Origin of the sequence: Paenibacillus sp. S25 (genome assembly GCF_019454085.1) — a bacterium.
Taxonomy (GTDB): Bacteria; Bacillota; Bacilli; order Paenibacillales; family Paenibacillaceae; genus Paenibacillus; species Paenibacillus polymyxa_B.
The window spans coordinates 3,265,537-3,283,220 of record NZ_CP073683.1 but is presented as its reverse complement, the minus strand read 5'-3'; the positions used below and the strand labels follow the sequence as shown (position 1 = coordinate 3,283,220).

At 40.6% G+C, this 17,684-nt stretch carries 24 protein-coding genes and 2 pseudogenes; 19 read left to right on the top strand and 7 right to left on the bottom strand.

The features are described 5' to 3' along the window. Positions 1–101 precede the first annotated feature (101 nt). A complete protein-coding gene (locus KAI37_RS26795) occupies positions 102–185 on the top strand; it encodes a putative holin-like toxin (protein ID WP_481856620.1) in 84 nt (27 codons plus the stop codon). Between the two features lie 228 nt (positions 186–413). Here the strand turns inward: KAI37_RS26795 and KAI37_RS14220 are convergent, their stop codons facing one another. After that, the gene (locus KAI37_RS14220) at positions 414–923 is read right to left on the bottom strand and encodes an Ltp family lipoprotein (RefSeq protein WP_220029680.1); all 510 of its coding nucleotides are present in this window, start codon (positions 921–923) and stop codon (positions 414–416) included. A 155-nt stretch (positions 924–1,078) separates the two neighbouring features. On the opposite strand from KAI37_RS14220, the gene KAI37_RS14215 reads away from it, so the two are divergent. The 5 genes from KAI37_RS14215 (at position 1,079) to KAI37_RS14195 (ending at position 3,234) form a co-directional block, all read left to right on the top strand. Beyond that, positions 1,079–1,411: a YolD-like family protein gene (locus KAI37_RS14215; protein ID WP_220029679.1), complete on the top strand. Its 333-nt coding sequence runs from the start codon at positions 1,079–1,081 to the stop codon at positions 1,409–1,411. Positions 1,412–1,535: 124 nt separating this feature from the next. Further along, a complete protein-coding gene (locus tag KAI37_RS14210) occupies positions 1,536–2,168 on the top strand; it encodes a hypothetical protein (protein ID WP_220029678.1) in 633 nt (210 codons plus the stop codon). Beyond that, entirely contained in the window at positions 2,146–2,700 is a 555-nt protein-coding gene (locus tag KAI37_RS14205) for an accessory gene regulator ArgB-like protein (protein WP_113050216.1), read from the top strand. Before KAI37_RS14210 ends, KAI37_RS14205 begins: the two co-directional genes overlap by 23 nt. After that, positions 2,678–2,824 (top strand): cyclic lactone autoinducer peptide, encoded by a 147-nt coding sequence (locus KAI37_RS14200; RefSeq protein ID WP_075154285.1) that lies wholly within the window; start codon positions 2,678–2,680, stop codon positions 2,822–2,824. Before KAI37_RS14205 ends, KAI37_RS14200 begins: the two co-directional genes overlap by 23 nt. A 14-nt stretch (positions 2,825–2,838) precedes the next feature. Continuing rightward, the gene (locus tag KAI37_RS14195) at positions 2,839–3,234 is read left to right on the top strand and encodes a LytTR family transcriptional regulator DNA-binding domain-containing protein (RefSeq protein ID WP_069289686.1); all 396 of its coding nucleotides are present in this window, start codon (positions 2,839–2,841) and stop codon (positions 3,232–3,234) included. Positions 3,235–3,474: 240 nt separating this feature from the next. On the opposite strand, the gene KAI37_RS14190 is transcribed toward KAI37_RS14195, so the two are convergent. Then, positions 3,475–3,687: a helix-turn-helix domain-containing protein gene (locus tag KAI37_RS14190; protein WP_069289685.1), complete on the bottom strand. Its 213-nt coding sequence runs from the start codon at positions 3,685–3,687 to the stop codon at positions 3,475–3,477. Between the two features lie 704 nt (positions 3,688–4,391). Here KAI37_RS14190 and KAI37_RS14185 point away from each other — a divergent pair. Continuing rightward, a pseudogene (locus KAI37_RS14185) lies at positions 4,392–4,526 on the top strand (DNA polymerase III subunit beta); the annotation flags it as partial. Positions 4,527–4,601: 75 nt separating this feature from the next. After that, the gene (locus KAI37_RS14180) at positions 4,602–4,727 is read left to right on the top strand and encodes a hypothetical protein (RefSeq protein WP_258382979.1); all 126 of its coding nucleotides are present in this window, start codon (positions 4,602–4,604) and stop codon (positions 4,725–4,727) included. A gap of 28 nt (positions 4,728–4,755) precedes the next feature. On the opposite strand, the gene KAI37_RS14175 is transcribed toward KAI37_RS14180, so the two are convergent. Together KAI37_RS14175 and KAI37_RS14170 are read right to left on the bottom strand one after the other, a co-directional pair. Next, positions 4,756–4,977 carry a DUF6199 family natural product biosynthesis protein gene (locus tag KAI37_RS14175; protein WP_053325617.1) on the bottom strand — a complete coding sequence of 74 codons (222 nt, stop codon included), beginning with the start codon at positions 4,975–4,977 and terminating at the stop codon, positions 4,756–4,758. 118 nt (positions 4,978–5,095) lie between these two features. Then, entirely contained in the window at positions 5,096–5,530 is a 435-nt protein-coding gene (locus KAI37_RS14170; RefSeq protein ID WP_076293093.1) for a hypothetical protein, read from the bottom strand. A gap of 1,038 nt (positions 5,531–6,568) precedes the next feature. Here KAI37_RS14170 and KAI37_RS26435 point away from each other — a divergent pair. The 3 genes from KAI37_RS26435 (at position 6,569) to KAI37_RS26430 (ending at position 7,294) form a co-directional block, all read left to right on the top strand. Continuing rightward, positions 6,569–6,703 carry a hypothetical protein gene (locus KAI37_RS26435; RefSeq protein ID WP_258382978.1) on the top strand — a complete coding sequence of 45 codons (135 nt, stop codon included), beginning with the start codon at positions 6,569–6,571 and terminating at the stop codon, positions 6,701–6,703. 125 nt (positions 6,704–6,828) lie between these two features. Next, complete coding sequence (locus KAI37_RS14165) at positions 6,829–6,999, top strand: hypothetical protein (RefSeq protein ID WP_220029677.1); 171 nt, start codon at positions 6,829–6,831, stop codon at positions 6,997–6,999. A gap of 169 nt (positions 7,000–7,168) precedes the next feature. Beyond that, complete coding sequence (locus KAI37_RS26430; RefSeq protein ID WP_258382977.1) at positions 7,169–7,294, top strand: hypothetical protein; 126 nt, start codon at positions 7,169–7,171, stop codon at positions 7,292–7,294. Between the two features lie 61 nt (positions 7,295–7,355). Here the strand turns inward: KAI37_RS26430 and KAI37_RS14160 are convergent, their stop codons facing one another. Then, entirely contained in the window at positions 7,356–7,682 is a 327-nt protein-coding gene (locus KAI37_RS14160; protein WP_220029676.1) for a hypothetical protein, read from the bottom strand. Positions 7,683–7,815: 133 nt separating this feature from the next. Between KAI37_RS14160 and KAI37_RS14155 the strand changes: the two genes are divergently transcribed. Both KAI37_RS14155 and KAI37_RS14150 read left to right on the top strand, forming a co-directional pair. Further along, positions 7,816–8,457 carry a hypothetical protein gene (locus KAI37_RS14155; RefSeq protein ID WP_220029675.1) on the top strand — a complete coding sequence of 214 codons (642 nt, stop codon included), beginning with the start codon at positions 7,816–7,818 and terminating at the stop codon, positions 8,455–8,457. Positions 8,458–8,697: 240 nt separating this feature from the next. After that, entirely contained in the window at positions 8,698–9,168 is a 471-nt protein-coding gene (locus tag KAI37_RS14150; protein WP_220029674.1) for a hypothetical protein, read from the top strand. A 539-nt stretch (positions 9,169–9,707) separates the two neighbouring features. Here KAI37_RS14150 and KAI37_RS14145 read toward each other — a convergent pair. Next, positions 9,708–11,126, bottom strand: coding sequence for an MDR family MFS transporter (locus KAI37_RS14145; RefSeq protein WP_258382976.1), 1,419 nt, complete (start codon positions 11,124–11,126; stop codon positions 9,708–9,710). A gap of 116 nt (positions 11,127–11,242) precedes the next feature. Here KAI37_RS14145 and KAI37_RS14140 point away from each other — a divergent pair, with 116 nt between their 5' ends. The 6 genes and pseudogenes from KAI37_RS14140 to KAI37_RS14115 all read left to right on the top strand — a co-directional run bounded on the left by KAI37_RS14140 (position 11,243) and on the right by KAI37_RS14115 (position 16,526). Further along, the gene (locus KAI37_RS14140) at positions 11,243–11,836 is read left to right on the top strand and encodes a TetR/AcrR family transcriptional regulator (protein WP_220029673.1); all 594 of its coding nucleotides are present in this window, start codon (positions 11,243–11,245) and stop codon (positions 11,834–11,836) included. A gap of 90 nt (positions 11,837–11,926) precedes the next feature. Beyond that, on the top strand, positions 11,927–12,499 hold the full coding sequence (locus tag KAI37_RS14135; RefSeq protein WP_220029672.1) for a hypothetical protein: 573 nt from the start codon (positions 11,927–11,929) through the stop codon (positions 12,497–12,499). A 272-nt stretch (positions 12,500–12,771) separates the two neighbouring features. Then, a complete protein-coding gene (locus KAI37_RS14130) occupies positions 12,772–13,026 on the top strand; it encodes a hypothetical protein (protein WP_076294827.1) in 255 nt (84 codons plus the stop codon). 505 nt (positions 13,027–13,531) lie between these two features. After that, a complete protein-coding gene (locus tag KAI37_RS14125; RefSeq protein ID WP_076294826.1) occupies positions 13,532–13,771 on the top strand; it encodes a hypothetical protein in 240 nt (79 codons plus the stop codon). Positions 13,772–13,843: 72 nt separating this feature from the next. Then, entirely contained in the window at positions 13,844–15,133 is a 1,290-nt protein-coding gene (locus KAI37_RS26635; protein ID WP_220029671.1) for a terminase small subunit, read from the top strand. Next, positions 15,069–16,526, top strand: a pseudogene (locus tag KAI37_RS14115) (DEAD/DEAH box helicase family protein). The gene KAI37_RS26635 and the pseudogene KAI37_RS14115 overlap by 65 nt, the downstream one beginning before the upstream one ends. A gap of 452 nt (positions 16,527–16,978) precedes the next feature. Here the strand turns inward: KAI37_RS14115 and KAI37_RS14110 are convergent. Then, on the bottom strand, positions 16,979–17,662 hold the full coding sequence (locus KAI37_RS14110; RefSeq protein WP_076294815.1) for a DUF554 domain-containing protein: 684 nt from the start codon (positions 17,660–17,662) through the stop codon (positions 16,979–16,981). Positions 17,663–17,684: the final 22 nt, after the last annotated feature.

Sequence of the window (17,684 nt, the reverse complement as noted above, 5' to 3'; positions counted from 1 at the left end):
GTTTCCGGACCTACCTAGGTTTTTTTGTGGTATAATCTGGATTGTGCGACAAAACGGCTATAAAGGGCGGTCGGCTAATCTCCCGGAAGGGAGGTGACGTCATGGGAGTTAAAGACACACTGATGTTGATGATTCAATTCGCAACGTTGGTGATTCTGATACTTTCTTTCCATAAACGGAAATAGACCGCCCTGACGAGGATACGGTCTATTTCTGGATCAAACCTCAATTGCTGACCGCTCTTATAGCGGTAAGTCGTGCAGGGGACGGTGGCTGCCGTTCCCTTTTTCTATTCTTATGTTATCATATTCATTTTATTCAGGCAATGGAATTACCTTTGTTGACAATAGTCATAATGGTTATAGAAATATTAAAACCCCGGATTGCTCCGGGGCTGCTATTGTCCATTTTTGTTATTTTAAATTAGCTATTGCGTATTTCGCTTCTTCCTTAGTGAATTTTTCCCCGTGTTCTGAAATCAATTGATCGTAAATAGCTGAATCTGACATATTCATAGTTTCTGCATATGATTGTGCCTTTTTCAATGCGTTTCCTTTCCAATCAGCTACAATGTTATCCATAGCATATTGAGCGGCTTTTTTATTGAAGTTCTCTCCGTTTTCAGAAGTCAACTGATCGTAAATGCCTGCCTTTGACATATTCATAACTTCAGCATAGTCTTCCGCTTTTTTTAACGCTGCTTTATATTCCCTAGGGACACTTTCCTCTTTTGCCTCGGCTTTAACTTTAGGTTCTTCTTTCTTATCCACGTTTACTGTAGTTGTCACTTCTTTAGTATCTGTTGTTTTAGAATCGGTTGTCGCAGTCTTCGCTGGGTCATTGTTCTTTGAACCAAGGGCACCTATGACTAATATAACGATAATAACCCAAAACCACCACTTCTTATAAAACGGCTTCTTCAAAACATTTTCCCCCTATTTGATAGATGTATAAAAAATAGTATATATTACCTAGTAATATTTTTCTAGTACAAAAGTTTCATAGAGCGAATAAAATACCTTGTTAGGAACAAACGTTCGTAATATAATCGTTACATAACACATCAGGAGGCTAATACATGGGAAAGAAACTTGAGGGTAATGGTTTATGGGAAAGTTCACGCATTATCATACCGGAACACAAGGAAGCATATTTAAAGCTCATGCAGGATCGCCAGCGCCGTGGGAAACCGGAATTGGACGATCAAGAAGTGCAACTCATCGAGCAAGCTCTAATAGAGTCCTACAACTCACGCCAGCCTGTTAGCGTGACTGTTTTTAGCCCGTTCGACGATATGGTTATGACTGGTGTAGTTACGTCAATTAACACCGCTAGACGCGAAGTGAAGCTATCACGTGGTGAGGATGATTATAGCTGGATTAAGCTGGAGGATATTATATCGGCAGGCTGAAAATAATTACCTCACATAATACATAAATACTTCCATTTAACATGGTAATTGGATTGCCTCTAACAAGTAACAAATATAGAATTAAAGCATATTTGTTACCAATTATGTGAAGGGGTTATGTGTTATGTGGGAGCCTATGAGGTTCTTGCTTTTCTCAATTGTAGAAACATTTGCAGCGTTCGTTTTAATGTTAACTATTTTCAGAGTTAGGGCTTTAGACTATGTATGGCCTGCATTGTTTATTGGATTGATAATGAATTTGCAAAGTTTCATTTTAAGGGAAGAAACTTCTTTAGCTTTCTTTGCTCCAATCATAAACATTATATTGTTCACGTTATTGATAACCACTGTTGTTAGGATGCCGATTATTTGGGCAGCCATCATATCCATTACAGGCACATTTTTGTATACATTATTCCAAGCAGCGATTATATTAATGCTTTTTGGTACCTTAACAACAGAAATGCAGACCTCTGCAGAAGGATCGTTAGCGCAAGCGGTTACCAGTGCGTGGGTGTTAGCTATTTCGTGGTTTCTGTATAAATTTAAAATAGGCTTTACAGCAGATTATGAGAATCTACGTTTTAAGTGGGAGTATGTACTCGTTGTTATTTTAATAATAGGAGTATTGGCAGCTTGTGCATTTATGTTTTACGTCAATAATTTCTTTTTAAGTATTCTATTTATTGCCTTAGCATCTGCCATGTTTTTGTATTATGCATTAAAAACGGAGCGTGATTACTATAAAAAGTCTTGACACTATCGCTCTTAATATTGCAACTCACATCAAAACAGTTGTCCCTGATCATCCTTCATCTATAGATGTTCTAAAACACGGGATATCCGTTGCGATCAATACAGTTTCAATTATTTTACTGACTATCGGTATCTCGTTTTTTACGGACAGGATGCAGGAAACTTTGTTAGCGATGATATCTTTTTCAGTGTTGCGTCAAATTGTAGGAGGGATACATTTAAAGAGCAATATAATGTGTATTGTTGTATCTACAGTTCTACTTACTGCTTTATCTTTCGCAAGTTTTAATTACAATTGGATCGTTATTACGTCGATAATAAGTATTGTACTTATCTTGGTTTACGCGCCATCGCGGATAGAGGGGAAGACACGTATATCAAAGCAGTACTATCCGTTGCTAAAGTTTACGGGAGTTGCAATTGTTGCTCTAAATCTGTGGTTGGGTTTTTCGGTAGTAGCTGCTAGTTTTTTTGTTCAGAGTTTAACACTAATAGAAGGAGGTGTGAAAAATGAAGAAAACCAAACCAAGTAAAGTGAAGGCAAGTATGTATTACAATGTTGCTGCAATGTTGACAACACTTGCGGTTGCATCGGTGAGTACGGCAAGTCTGTCATGGATTCACAGTCCCGAACCACCAAAAGAATTGTTAAAGTAAGCGGGGAATGTTAAATGCTAAGTTTAACCGTATCAGCAGATCCCGGAGGAATAGAAAAAGGCGAAAATGTTCAAGTGGACAAAGTTCTTTTCATTTCTAAGGGGAGAAAGCGAGATCAGATACTGGTTCACACATTTGATAAAACATACTATATGGTAGGTACCTTGAGACATTGGGAAAACTTTTTGAATTGTAACGGATTTCGCTTTTTGAATGTGGACAGAAGTAATACTCTTAATGTAGAAAAAGTGAAAATCGTTAATGGTATTTTCAAAGATGCTTACTTTGAAGATGAAATAACAAAAACATCAAAAAGGTGTCCAATCGCTTACCACCGATTTGACGAGGTTGTTGAAGAAATGGGCTTCATAAATTCAAAAATAATCTTCACAGGAGTTGCTACGAAATAGCGACTCTTTTTTTGTCGAAAATAAGTGTCTTATAATGTCGAATGTTAAGAGACATTCAGCGCCCGAATTTTTGTTGCCAAAACCCTAATATTGGGATTTAATAGTAGTATAGGCATGTCAAAAATAGATATATTCGATTATAGGCATAATTGCTAATGAAAAGAAAAAAGGAAGGGGAGTAGAGTTATTTATAAAAAGTATGGTTTATCCATACTTTTATCCAAGGGAGAGCCAACAGGCTCACTCAAAGATCAGTTCGTATAAGTCTTCTATTCTACAATCGAGAGCATAGGCTACGTTAATCATAACATCAGCCGACATTTTATCCTGATTGTTGGCCCAATTGGATATCAAATGTCTGCTGTAGCCTGTGCGCCTAGCAAGATCAATTTGTTTTATACGACGTTCTTCGAGTAACTCCTTAAGTCGGCATCTCCCACGGGAGATTTTCAATCAGAGATCCTCCAGTAGATGTCTATTCGTGCAAATTATATCACTGAGAGGCACTCCAGTAAATACGACAAAGGACGTGCATCAATGCAAATACACAGATTAAAGATTAAATGGGACATAAAAAAAGAGAATGCTGAAATTTATACCTTATCCATGCTTCGAGTATTTGGGATTACCCTGCCGGTCGTTGTAATAGTGGAAGCCCCTTCGTGGATTCATGAATTCACTTTCGTAAAGTAGTATGCAAAACGGGGCAGAATGGTTCACACCCATTTGCCCCTTACATTGCTCTTAAAGTCGTCCCCCTAAGCATCCCCCAAATGTCCCCCAACTCATGAAAAGTTATGATAGATTGTGAACAACGTTTCTGATGAAATATTCTATAAATCGTTATCCTAATATAGGAAAAGATGAAACGATAAATTCGTACATAAATCGCACACAAGTTCACCAGTGGGAACGTGATCAATATCTGACGCTTTACTAAAATGTGAAATCCCTTGGCGCTCTAAGCGTTGAGGGATTTTTTTGTGTGTGGGTAATCCATCCGTCATTTGAGACTAATTAGTTCTCCCCCATAATCTCCCCACAAAAAATATTATTGAAATAGACCCTCGGTAAAAGACTCATATTTCTCCATGCTATTCATCTCTATTTTTTGGAAATGTGTGCATAAACCTCGGCTATGAAAAAATTTCAAACTAACGTTGAATGCAAAATATGTGTTGGATGCCTTGAAAGTCTTAGAAAACGAAGTCATTACACTCGGGTATACTGGCTCTTCTAAGCTACTCACACTCCAAAGTGATGAGTCGAGTTTCTACATTGTTCTTCCTTAAAGGGGGCTGGTTAGATGAGTAAATACTATGCGAGAAAAATGATTTTTACTACTTACTACAGCGGCAGGCCGGTCTTTGAAGATTAAGGGAGTTCGATTGCTGGAAGCTATGGATGAGAGACAGATTTCTGTTTTTGAAAACGTGAGCAGTGACGTTTTGGGAGTCGCCGCCAAACAGCAAGTGCCTTATGGATGTGGGTAATTTGAGGATTGAAAACATATAGTAGAACTTACAGGAATATAACCAAAAGTCCACATGTTAAAAAGAAGAACCCAAAGAGAATCGATACAGAGCCTCTAAATTTCATGTCATCGATGTAAGCATCACTTGGTTCTGAGTCACCTTTGATCTTCCAGGCTTCGTTTGCACGCCATCCCCAGGTGGGATTTCGTTTACTTAAAATACCAAGCGAGAAAAAAATAATCGCAATAAGAATAAGCATGAATCCCATTGGATCAACTCCTTTAAGTAAACTATACCAAAAAAGAACGACAGATGGAAAGTATCGTCCCTCAAGGACAGATAGAAGAAAAATAAGAGGGCTTTGCCCTCCATGTGACGGTGTAATTTTAATCTGAGTAGGCAACCGCATTAAAACTTTCTATTCCTATTCGGGTGGCATCCGCTGTGCAAAATAGATATAAGGTATACACCAATTCATTTGATGGTGGTAGAGGGACATCGTAATCGGAAGCATTAATGGTGACGACCTGTACAGCGTTGGGATTTGCTTCGGAGACACTAACAGAGTAAAGAGCGTAAGCAACAGGAGAGTCGAGAGTGCCTCTAACAATAGAAATAGCAATAACGGAGTCAAATGGTGGAGTAGTGGGAAATGAAAGCTCAGCAATTCCTGATAATTGTACACGCATATTTCCCCCAGCGCCCGTCACGTCTAAGCCAAGCTCTGCGATGGCAACAGGAGTATTGGCTGGCAAGGGAATTGAGATTGTATTACCATAACTTGCATTTTGAGATGTTCGAGCATCTAACAATCTAGTCATTATCTCATCTCCTTTTTGATAGTTTATGCACAAGATATTCAGTGTTGAGGGCTTGATGGAGATGCCTCTAAGCTAATACGGTGTATTGCGTCATTAATGGACTCGAAGGGCAGAGAGGAAGGATACAAGATGGAACTTAGAAGCCGACAAAAACAATTTTTACTGTGACACGGTCAATCGGTTTGGAATGATCTTGTTGCTAAAGGGTTAGCTACAAAACGAGGTGGATGGGATGAGAAAAGTACATATTTCCGCCTGACATATGAAGATGCGAAGACCGTTTATACAAAGCCAATGCCACGAAAGTATTCTGAAGCATTGCATTAAAAGATTTTAAACTCATAGGGGACAAGAAGGAGGGGCAACCCTCCATAAGGGAGAGAGACACAATGCATCCCCTATACCAAAGGAGAGATAACCCGTGAGTAAATACAAAGTGTATGGAACAGTAACGGTGAGACAGTTGGTATATCTAGGAGAATACGAAGGGAATAGCATGCGTGAGATCGGAGTGCAGATTCGGTCTGAAGAGCCCAAATGATCCTAACCCCACAAGAAATAGAAGAATTAGGGGGATAAGAACTGATTGACATAGATATTAGACAAATCTAAGAGGATTGAGGCTTAACATCCTCTTAGCCTATACCCCTATATACCTATAATGAGCGATAAGCACAGTGGGATAATCCACCTCAAACGATGCATAGAGCGGTTTTATGTGGATGAGGAGGGAGTAACCACCAATCAAATACGCTCACCCAGGAGCGTTGGAAGGATGATAGATATGAATATGTGGCCGATATCAGCTATTAAACAAGATGGTAAGTCCAGATGTGCCAACTGCGGAAAGCCAATAAGCGAAGTCAGAGAAATACTTACAGGCAGGTTATACGATGGGGAGTTTGCTTGCTGTTGGGAATGTGATGATGAACATGAAGAATTAGGCAGCCCCATTGAACATGGGATAAGATATCGTGATTTGAAATATTAAGCCTATACAGGGTGTCGGTCACACGGCACCAAAGGGAGGATATATAGATGAAAATCGTAGTGAATAATGAGCAGGAAGCGGACTTAATGCGTTGCTTCTTCCAAGACGGACACGAATATTCGGTCATGGACTTGATCAAATCAGAAAAGGAAAAACAAGAAGACACAGAAGACTTGCAATGAGAGTATTTTCGCATTTTGGCAGAAGAACTTTTTTGGTCAGAACCGCATATAGAGATTGATCGAAAAGAAGAAGAACTGAAATTCGAAGACGACGAATGCAAGGTGTGCATGGGGGAGGAACAACAATGACAGATAAACTAGACTGGGAAAAGCGAATGGATTACTGGATACTGGAAGCCGAAAAAGAAAAAAGTAGGGCAGATGATATAGAAAAACGGTTGTATTTTTCGAACACCGAAAATGAAATTATTGAAAGGAAACATAAAGGTACTCGTCGATACTCAAAAGGAATCTGAATCCCTAATACAACAAAGGATGCAGAGATAGCCAGACTAAACGGGTCACTCATGAAAGCCTTCCAGCTGTGGACTGATTATTTTATGCACCGAACGCAGAGGGCAAAGCGTGTATTAATATCGAGTTATCTAAAGTGTTTGCGGATGCGGCGGTCAAGGAGGATGCCACATGATACGCGCATATACCACTATATTAGCTGCTGTACTGTTGTTTATAGGTGTAGTGCAAGTAGATAGGTACATATTGATTGAGACTGTGCCGGCAAGCGAGGTGAGGATTAAATATGGAAAATAATAACGATGAAAAAAGTAAGCACCTATGAAAAAAAGTGCTTACTTTAGAGTTGTTTTTATTATTAAGGGAGTATTTTGTAAACGAAGCCTTGATATAATGGGCATACTTTATTGTTTCCTTTTTGTTGCCATTTATACAAATAAAGATCTCCTGCAAAGCCTCCTTCTATGTAAAATTTTGAAGTTGGAACTGTCGATTTCATATCCTCTTTAACCGTTGCACCTCTGATACCAGTGACCCATTTGCTGTTCTTTTGAGACGGAGTATATGATGTCTCAGAAGAAATATTTGCTGAAGTTTGGGGTTGTTCTGCAAAACCTAAAGACGGTACAGACAATGCCCCAAGAAGAACTGTGCCAGCAGCCAAAGCGATAATAGATTTTTTCAAAAGTAAAGCCTCCTTAGTTTGTTTATCTCCGTGTGCAAACTATGGTGTAAGGTTATTATAGTGTTTCTATTTACATTTAACTACCAGATATAACGATTTCACCAAATTATCACATTATACAAAGGAATGATAAATGATGAATGACAATCAAATGTGTATAGTTAATAGTCTTGAAGAAGAGTCTTCTGATACGCAAAAGATAATCCAGGTAAACTTTTTTTCGGACATTGAGCAGGAAGATATTCTAAAAACAAAGTGGCTTCTCAGTAAATATGTCGATATGATTGACGTGATCAAAAACTATGAATTTGCTCTTCAACAGATTGAAAACGGAATGTCCGCGTATGAGTTGCTTTCCGCCGAGGGAGCAATTGCAAAACGAGAGTCAGGGCGGGAGTTAACGGCAGATGTAACAGCCAATGCTGTAATACTAAAGGACAAACGGCATACAAATTATAAATTCTATCAATTCATCACTAATAATATCCGTTTCGCCATAAATAATATGAGAGATCCGCATGAGGGACTTGCTGCCAAGCTGCTGTTCATAGATGGAAAAAAATATCTCATGGCCCAGCAGTATATGGAGAAAGGATACAGAAAAGATGTGCCTGGTATCTCAGCTACGACATTTGCAGATAAACGACGACGAGCGATTGTAAATATAGCAAACAGTCTTAAAATTAATCGGACTTTGGATTTTGTGGTTATTGACTATGGGCGGGGGCGAAACAAAGAAGGTGAAATTGGGCTGAGGATGCCAGAAGTAAATTAGACCGTAAGGGCTTAAGCCTTTGCGGTCTTAATTTTAGGTGTCTAAAGTTCTAGACTGAAAATAAAGTAATAGTCTTGAGGGTGCTTCATTAAGCTAACGGGCAGTTTAGTTCAACAAGTAATCTTAATTCCGAAAAAAACATATTAAACAGTATTTTACTAATCTCATGAATTTGATTTGTAACAAATTTACTTCTTTTATCGTTGAATAATTAGGATCGAATAAAGAAGGAGGGTTTATTTGAAGAATAGAATCTTGTTATTCATTATGACACTAACTCTTATATGTATAGTTGGTTGCACGGGTGTTCAGCAAAAAAACAAAGACCTTGAGGGAGAGAAACCACCAAAAGTTCAAATTCAGATTGATAAACGAATGTACAAAGCAAAACTCGGCACATATTGCTGGACAACGTCATGTGTGGATTCAGCTGGTCCAGTTGAACTTTTAAAAGGAAAAGAACCGATTCTAGTAAAGCCTGGTGTTGTTGTAAAATTCATTATGAATTATGATCCTCAACCGAATAAATTTTGTGTCGAGCAATTCTATGAAGGAAAAATTACAGAAGTTTTATTGAAAGAAAATAGTTTTCAAGCTCCTACAGAAAAAGGGACATATTTTTATTCATACGGGGTATGGTGGATGGATGAAGATGTAGAGAACCAATCTCGTGGTGATGCATTTTATAATTTTGCTTTAAAGGTCACCTAGAGATTAAGATAACTAACAGAACATGATGGTATCATAGTAATAGGCTGCCGTAATATCGCTGCGTTGAGCTAACGGGCAGGATAGTTCAATTAGAGTGTCTAATTTAGGTAATAGTATTATCGATACTGTACATGCTCGGAAACATTTAATAAAAGTGCAAGATTGTACGATATTAATTTGAATTATTCTAGGGCGTGTATGCAAACTATAAACCCATTGCGAATGAGCTATAAGGAGTATGATGAGAAGACACGAAATACGATAAGACTGATGGGATTGAATAAAAGATTTGTTGTACGCAGAACGAAAACCCCAAGAAGGAAGACCCCGAAAGGTCACTGTTTGAGGTTTGAGGTTTGAGGTTTGATGCGATGCGATGGGTGGTACGAACTGGTGGACCGCAGCGTGATTTACCGCTGATTGTGACAAGCACATGATTATCGTAATAGCTCCGCTAGTAGCAAACAGAAGCTTTCGAACACGGTATAACATGCCAATCGAAAGCTCGCTTGACCTTAGTATTGTGAATTAATTTTAATTTATCTTTTTATTCTCGGCAGAAGTATTGCCGGAATTAGTGCCAGTGCAGAGAAGCCAATCGACCAGATAAACGCATGATCGAACGCAAGAGCTACGGCTGCTGGGTCATGTGACACGATCGAATTCAACTCATTCTGCAAAATAATAGCGATAACCGATGCGCCAAAGGCACCGCCGATTTGCTGCATAATACGAGTGGTGCTGCTGGCATGCGGGATTTGCTTCGAAGACAGGCCAATATAGGCGGAAGCCATGACCGGCAGAAACACAGCCCCTAATCCTGTCCCCCGCACGATCAATGCTGCGCTCAAATAAAAATAGCTCGTATCCGCGCTAAGCTGTGTAAATGGCCATGTTCCAAGCAAGGTAAGCAGGGTTCCGACAAGAACGACGGGCTTCGAACCGATCTGATCCGTTAGTTTGCCGGCAAGCGATCTTGTCAGCAGCATCCCTACCCCTTGCGGCGCGAGCAGCAGACCGGATATAAGCACGGATTCGCCGCGGACTTGTTGGAAGTATAACGGTAGCAGAAGCATCGCCCCGTAAGTGGTCAGGCCGGATAAAAAGAGCAGTGTCGAGGACACGGCTAAAGAACGCACCCGGAACAGCTTAACATCAAGCAACGCTTCGTTTCCTTTGCGAAAAGCATAAACGACAAACACAGTCAAAAGCGCTAAACCCGCTATAACGGGAACGAGAACCGCGGCATGGCCGAAACCGTGGTGGGAGCTTACTTCTCCAAGACCGTAAATAATGAGAACGATGGCCGGGGAAAGCAGCATCAGTCCCAGCAGATCCAGCCGCAACGTTTGGGTTCCGCGCTCTTCATTGGGCAGTCCCTTCCACGCCATAATGATGGCAACGATGCAGATCGGAATATTCACTAGGAAAATCCATCTCCAGTTCAGATGATTAATGATGAGGCCTCCCAGCACTGGTCCCAAAATCGGTCCAAGAAGCGCCGGCAAACCGACCGTGGCCATCATTTTGCCCATATTTTCCCCTCTGGAGGCGCGTACTCCCAATGTCTGCATAGTCGGCATCAGCAATCCCCCGCCAATCCCCTGTATGGTACGGAAAAAAATCAGGCTCTCCACGTTCCACGCCAAGCTGCATAGAACAGAACCCAGCAAGAACATGCCAAGGGAAAATAGCCAAATAGACTTGCCCCCAAATCGCTCCACCGCCCAGCCGGTAATGGGGATGACCATGCCAAGCGCAAGCAGATAACTGGTCATAACCCATTGAATGGTTAACACCGAGGTATTAAATTCCCGAACCAGCGTATCAATAGCAACATTGGTTATCGTCGTGTCAAATAGCGGGGCCAGCATCCCGATCATTAGAATCCACATCATTTTCTTCGCGGCCGCCTGCCATTCAGCCGATTCAAGCGTTTCGGAACTTTGTTTTTGCAAGTTGAAAACCTCCCTTTGATCACACAAATAAGAAACTTATAGTTTCTTATTTGTGCCTATGATATACTATCGCTATATGAAACGCAACGAATTTTTTTAAGGAGTATGAGAACAATATGTCCAATTCACAAAACCAAGATAAATTGAAAAACAGACGCACAGGCAAAGAACTGGAAGCAGCTATACTACAGGCGGTACGGGAAGAATTGAAAGAACAAGGATATTCTAATCTTTCGATGAATGGAGTGGCGGAACGGTCGGGAACAAGCAAAGCCGTACTTTACCGGCGATGGGCCAACCGCGCTGAGATTGTATTGGCGGCGATTCGGGAGCGTGTTCCCTTGCCTCTGGAGGAGGTTCCTAATTACGGGAATTTGAGAGATGATGTTTGCGGTGTGCTTAGAGCGATGAATCAGAACGCTACCAAAGTGATGTTAAAGGCTTTCTATGGGCTTGTAACGGAAATCGGGGCCATGCCGCTTGCATCCTTGCTATTCCCCGAAGGACGTCATAACAGGACAATGACAATAGTGCTACAGCGAGCCGTTGACCGAGGAGAGGTGTCAGCCGAATCCGTTACGTCCCGGATGCTTACTTTGCCAGGAGATTTGGCCCGCAATGAGTTAATACTTTATAATAGACCAATGTCTGAGCAGACGATTGCTGAGATTGTGGACGAAGTATTCTTGCCACTTGTGTTAAAGCGGTGATTAGCAATTCCGCCCTTTGAGAAACATATTATACGAAATGCCTACCATTGTTTTTTAATGTTTTTTCAATTTTTGGGAGACAGAGAATATATGCAAAAATCTGCAAAACGTTTGATAGCCAAAATCGTTGGCATCTTTGTACTGCCACCATTGCTCATCATAGGGTTAATAATTTGGGCAGGAAACATTCTTGATCCTTCACCACCAACCATAAAACACAGTGAATTTCCGTTTGAATTAAAATATGAAATGAACGGAAAAAAATATGACGTAAGTGACACCGTTGTTTGCGATTTTTCTAATATTTCTACGAACGCCGGGGGATTCGGTAAGATTAGGCGGTGGAATGAACATTTAAAAAGCGGAACGCGTAGGATTACTATATTGAGTGACAATAATGTACTTTCAATCATCAAACCCTATAGAATTGATCCGGAAATTGAGATATATTACAATTACGGATCTGCAACATATTTTATGGGTGATCCAGACGGCTCGGTATCTGAAAAACCACAAATAGAATATATAGAAACTTATAGTGAACGCCCAAATGTGATCGTTACTGATGCAACACCACTCTCTGCCGAACAATTACAAACAAACTTTGGGATTAAAATAATAAACTACAGTGACAGTCCTTCGATCAAAAATACATTTAAATAATTTAAGGGATACTATAGCACCATTGCTGCGAAGAGATTTTATAACACGAATTGAAAATATTGTTGCGCTAACGAGGAATGTTAGTTCAATGGAACAGCGACAGTCTAGGACCTTTTTTCGTCCTTGGCTGTCGCTGTTTCAATTTCTAGGCTCAGTCCACTACTTATTTTCTCCTGACAGTAGGGACTATGTAAATCCGTAGTAGGTACGGAGTAGAAAGGATTTACACTTTATTCAGGAACAAACTAAATCCATTCTAGGAGGCAATAAACATGGTACATAGTTACGCTTACTTGGACAATACAGGAATTTTACACCTTCATCCATTGGAAAGTGAAGCAGCCAAGCATGGTAAGTATGTAGGTACAAATCTGGATTGCGACGAAAGCGGCTTTCCGGTTATCGGCGGCGAAGGTGTAGTCTACTATGTAGACAAAGACACAGCTTATGTAAACGGAAATAAACATGATGGCAAACAAATCGCTGTACCAAGTGGCCTTAAAGCACTAGCTGGTCAGCTTCTGTAATCGTTAAGATTTAAATGTGGTGGCGGAATAGACGCAAGGCCGTGATACACGCCTCGCCCACATCGAAACTAACTACAACTAATTCGAACAGCCGTAAAGAGGGCCATAATACCCCATCAATAAGGGCGGCAGATTGTTCCGCACGTAATGCGGACTATAGCGTTTGACGGTAATCGCTGTGAAATAATTCCCGTTGGGAACTATACCGCATGTATATGGGGGCGGCAGTGGCAAGCGCATGACGGAGGGTTAGGGCGCATTCAAAACTAAATCGGAGACAGGACTCAGAGGGTAATATAAACCCGGAGCAAGAAGGATGTACATACAAAGCCCATTCCAGGCATGGCGGATTAGCGGTAACCGCATGTTATAAATTACCGATCACTACAGTAGGGGCAGCGTAAAATCGCTGTTCTTTTTAATTTTGAATGAAGTATTGTTATATAAAATTCTGCATCCTTAATGTCGATACTATCGTATGGAACAATATAGGAGATGAATTTGAGTGAAGAAGAAGATAAGGGATGGACTAATTTTTTATGTAGTAGTGCCGTTATTTTTAACATGGTTTATATGGTTCCCCCTTGGTATGAATTATTTGTATTGGACAGATATGAAAAATGAATATCACATTCAAGAAGGTTACTGGGAATTCTTTGGACGAAATTGGTACAAAAAATCTTTTCAAATTAATGTGGACTATCTAAGAGAATACGAAGAAAGACAAGAGAAAGCTGCTGAATAGTAGCTTTTTTATTTGTTCAGGAAACTTTTCCTTAGCTTCAGATACATCATCAAAAGGGGTGAATAATAAAATATGGGACGAAAGAGAGACCCGAAACGGGACGAAGCATTTAATCTATACAAAGCCAGTTCCGGCAACATACGTCTCACAGATATAGCCTCTCAACTTAGTGTATCTGAAGGTACGGTAAGAGGATGGAAGGCAAAAGATAAGTGGGAGGACATACTTGCTGACGTTACGGAACATACAGAACGTTCTAATAAAAATAGAACGGATCAAAATAACAAAACTTCGAATGAAGATGAAGATCCAACAGCATATCCTGATGAGCTTTTTCTAAAAGCTGTTCAAATTGTAGCCGAGGCCAAACAAGCCTCGGTTTCTTTATTGCAACGCAGAATGAGGATAGGTTATAGCAGAGCGGCCCGACTGATTGATGAAATGGAGCGGCGCAAATTCATTGGTACATATCAAGGTGATAAGCCAAGAGAAGTATATGCCACCCCACTTACAGTTGATGCGTTCTCTAAAGAACTAAAAGTTACTACTCCAGAAATACGGAACGCTCCGAAAAAGGTATTGGAACGCTCCGAAAATATGGAACGTTCCAAAAAAGTACAGAACATTCCAGTGGTTGTTGAAGAACCTGAACCTGAAATTCCTGATGAGGATGGATTAACGCCTAAGCAAAGGAACTTCACTTATGAATACCTTCGAGACTTCAACGCTACCAGGTCAGCCATTGCGGCGGGATACAGCAAGAAAACTGCCTACCAGATTGGTTTCGCTCTGTTGAAGAAAGTTGAAATTCAAAACATAATTCGACAGCATAAGGAATCCATGATCGGCGAGGTGGGGTTGAATGCTCAACGCGTGCTGATGGAATATATGAAGATTGCTTTTGCAGACATTACTGATTACGTAGAGTTTGGTCAAAAGGAAGAAGATGTTCTTGGACTGGAAGGTGAGCTGGTCTTTGACCCAGACACTGGAGACGCGAAGAAGTATAGATATAATTTTGTTGCTTTTAAAAACAGTGATGAAATTGACGGAACGCTAGTTTCAGAAGTAAAGCAGGGCAAGGATGGCGTAATTGTTAAGCTTCACGATAAAACAAAGGCTTTGGACGTGCTGACTAAATACATGGATTTGCTGCCAGATAAACATAAACGGATGCTTGAAGACGAAAAACTCAAAATGCAGCGTGAGAAACTTGAGCTTGAAAGGGCAAAGGTCACAGGAGAAGGCAATACAGAAGACGATTTAATTGACGATTGGGTAGAGGCGGTGGTTGGCGATGAAGACGAAGGACTCACCGGAGACGAAACGGAGGCTGCAAGCATTCAAGAAACGGATTCCTGAGTATCGCAAGAATCCCACATTGTTCTGCCAAGAGATGCTAAAATTTTATCCTGACGATTGGCAAGCAAATACTCTTATGGATTTAGCCAATAATCCGCGCGTTTCTGTCCGCTCAGGTCAGGGCGTAGGAAAAACTGGACTGGAAGCTGCAACGGCCCTCTGGTTCCTATCCTGCTTCCCTTATCCTAAAGTGATTTGTACAGCTCCTACAAGGCAGCAACTACACGACGTGTTATGGGCTGAGATTAATAAATGGCAATCTAAAAGTCCTGTATTAAAAAGAATTCTGAAATGGACTAAGGCCAAAATCTACATGAAGAATTATGAGGAACGCTGGTTTGCTACAGCTCGGACAGCTACCAAGCCTGAGAATATGCAGGGCTTCCATGAGGACTACATGCTTTTCATTGTGGATGAAGCTTCAGGTGTTGCTGATCCAATCATGGAGGCCATCTTAGGTACATTGTCAGGTGAGTTCAACAAAATACTGATGTGCGGAAACCCGACAAAAACGTCGGGTGTTTTTTACGATTCACATAATAAGGACAGAGCAGACTACAAAACACGCAAGGTATTCTGCTTGGACAGTCCAAGAACCAGCAAGGATAATATCGCCATGCTCAAGCGTAAATATGGTGAAGGTAGTGATGTATGGAGAGTCCGGGTTGAAGGTGAATTTCCCCGCGGAGAATCAGATACATTTATTTCTTTGGAAGTGGCTGAATTTGCAGCTAAAGAAGTAAAGGTGGAACCCACCGGAAATATGTTAACTATAGGTGTGGACGTTGCACGATTTGGTGATGACGAAACCTCAATGTTTGCTGGCATAGGGCCAAGAGTTGTAGGAGAACACCATCATTTCAAGAAAGACACAATGGTAACTGCGGGGTGGGTGATTAACCTAGCTAAAGAGTTGCATGTTGCTCATCCATATTTGAACCGAATTAGAATAAGAGTCGATGATAGCGGCGTTGGCGGAGGAGTAACGGATCGACTAAATGAAATCGTAGTTGAAGAAGGGCTACCGTATGAAATCATACCAATTAACAATGGCTCTTCTTTTTTAGATGAGCACTATGGAAACCTTGTTACAGAAATGTGGGCATCTATTAAGGAACAATTAGAACAGAGTATGAGCAATTTCATAAATGGAGATCCGAGCGTTCTGCAATTGCCTGATGATGATGTTCTTATAACCCAACTTACATCAGGTAAATAGAACATGACCAGCAAGGGTAAAAAGCTGCTTGAAAGTAAGAAAGATATGAAAAAGCGCGGATTCAAGTCTCCAGACAGAGCTGACGCTTTTGTTTTGACATTCGGAGAATATTTGATGGAGCCAGATACACATATTATGCTTCCTTCAATAGGTAGTGTGGCAGTAAAAAGGTAAATTGGAAATTGGTTTTGTTAGGTGCGATTATCGGATTTATTCATATAGCGAGCCCAAGCTACAAACGCGATCAGCAAGCAAACGGAGAACGTCACTGTTTACAATTTGGACAAGGAAGGAGCAGAGCTGACTGCTAAGGATCGGTTGCTCGATATGGCAATGAGTAAAATTTCCGGCATTCAGCGCGAAGTTATTCAGCGGAGCTATCTTGATGATGAGTTTGATTACATCAGCTGTGGGGCCTTAGTGACAGGCCTTCCGAAGAATGAAAGGGGACTCTTAAGAGATTTTGGTTTCTGCGTTAAATCTTTAAGTACTCGATGAAGGAACCTCAGAAGCTACAGAAGTGATTTCATAAGAAAAGACCGAAAAAATCCGGTCCTTTATTTCGAATAGAACAACTCACATATCTTTATAATATATGAACAAAGGATGGAGTGTATTAGATACACTTAGAAGCCCATTGTACCCTTCAAGGCGATAAATATTACAGGTACCAGTAGCGCTGGAATTAAGTTTATTGTTCTGAAGTTTCGTATGCCAAGAATGCTTAAGCCAGCGCAGAATATTAGCACACCGCCAACAATCGATGTTTCGGTCAATAGTTCAGGCGTAATGAAATTAGATAAAACATTTGCTAGTAAGTACAGTAACCCTTGCCAACAAAAAAGTACTACTGCAGACCAAATTATTCCGATTCCGAACGTAGACGCCAGAACAATCGAAGTTATCCCATCCAGAATTGCATTTGTATATAAATACGTATGATTTTCGTGCAGTGCACTTTCTATTGGTCCCAGGATAGACATTGTTCCTAAGCAAAATAACAATATTGCAGTTGATAATCCTTCCGCCAGATTTCCCTTTGAAATTTTTGCAACCACAATTTTAAATCGTTGCTCCAAATCAAGCTTCTGACCGATAACACCGCCCAGTGCCAAGCTAACAATAAACAACACGGGATATTGGCTTTCTGGCATATATGTGGCTAACGCATTAATACCAAGTGCAGCTGCTACCAGCCCCATTGCCTGCATAAGAATATCTTGGTAAGACTCTTTCAGGCCTTTCCTAAAAACACTTCCGGCTACACTACCTACAATAATTGTAGCTACATTTACAATCGTTCCAATCATGTCTCTCTCTCCTACATTTTTG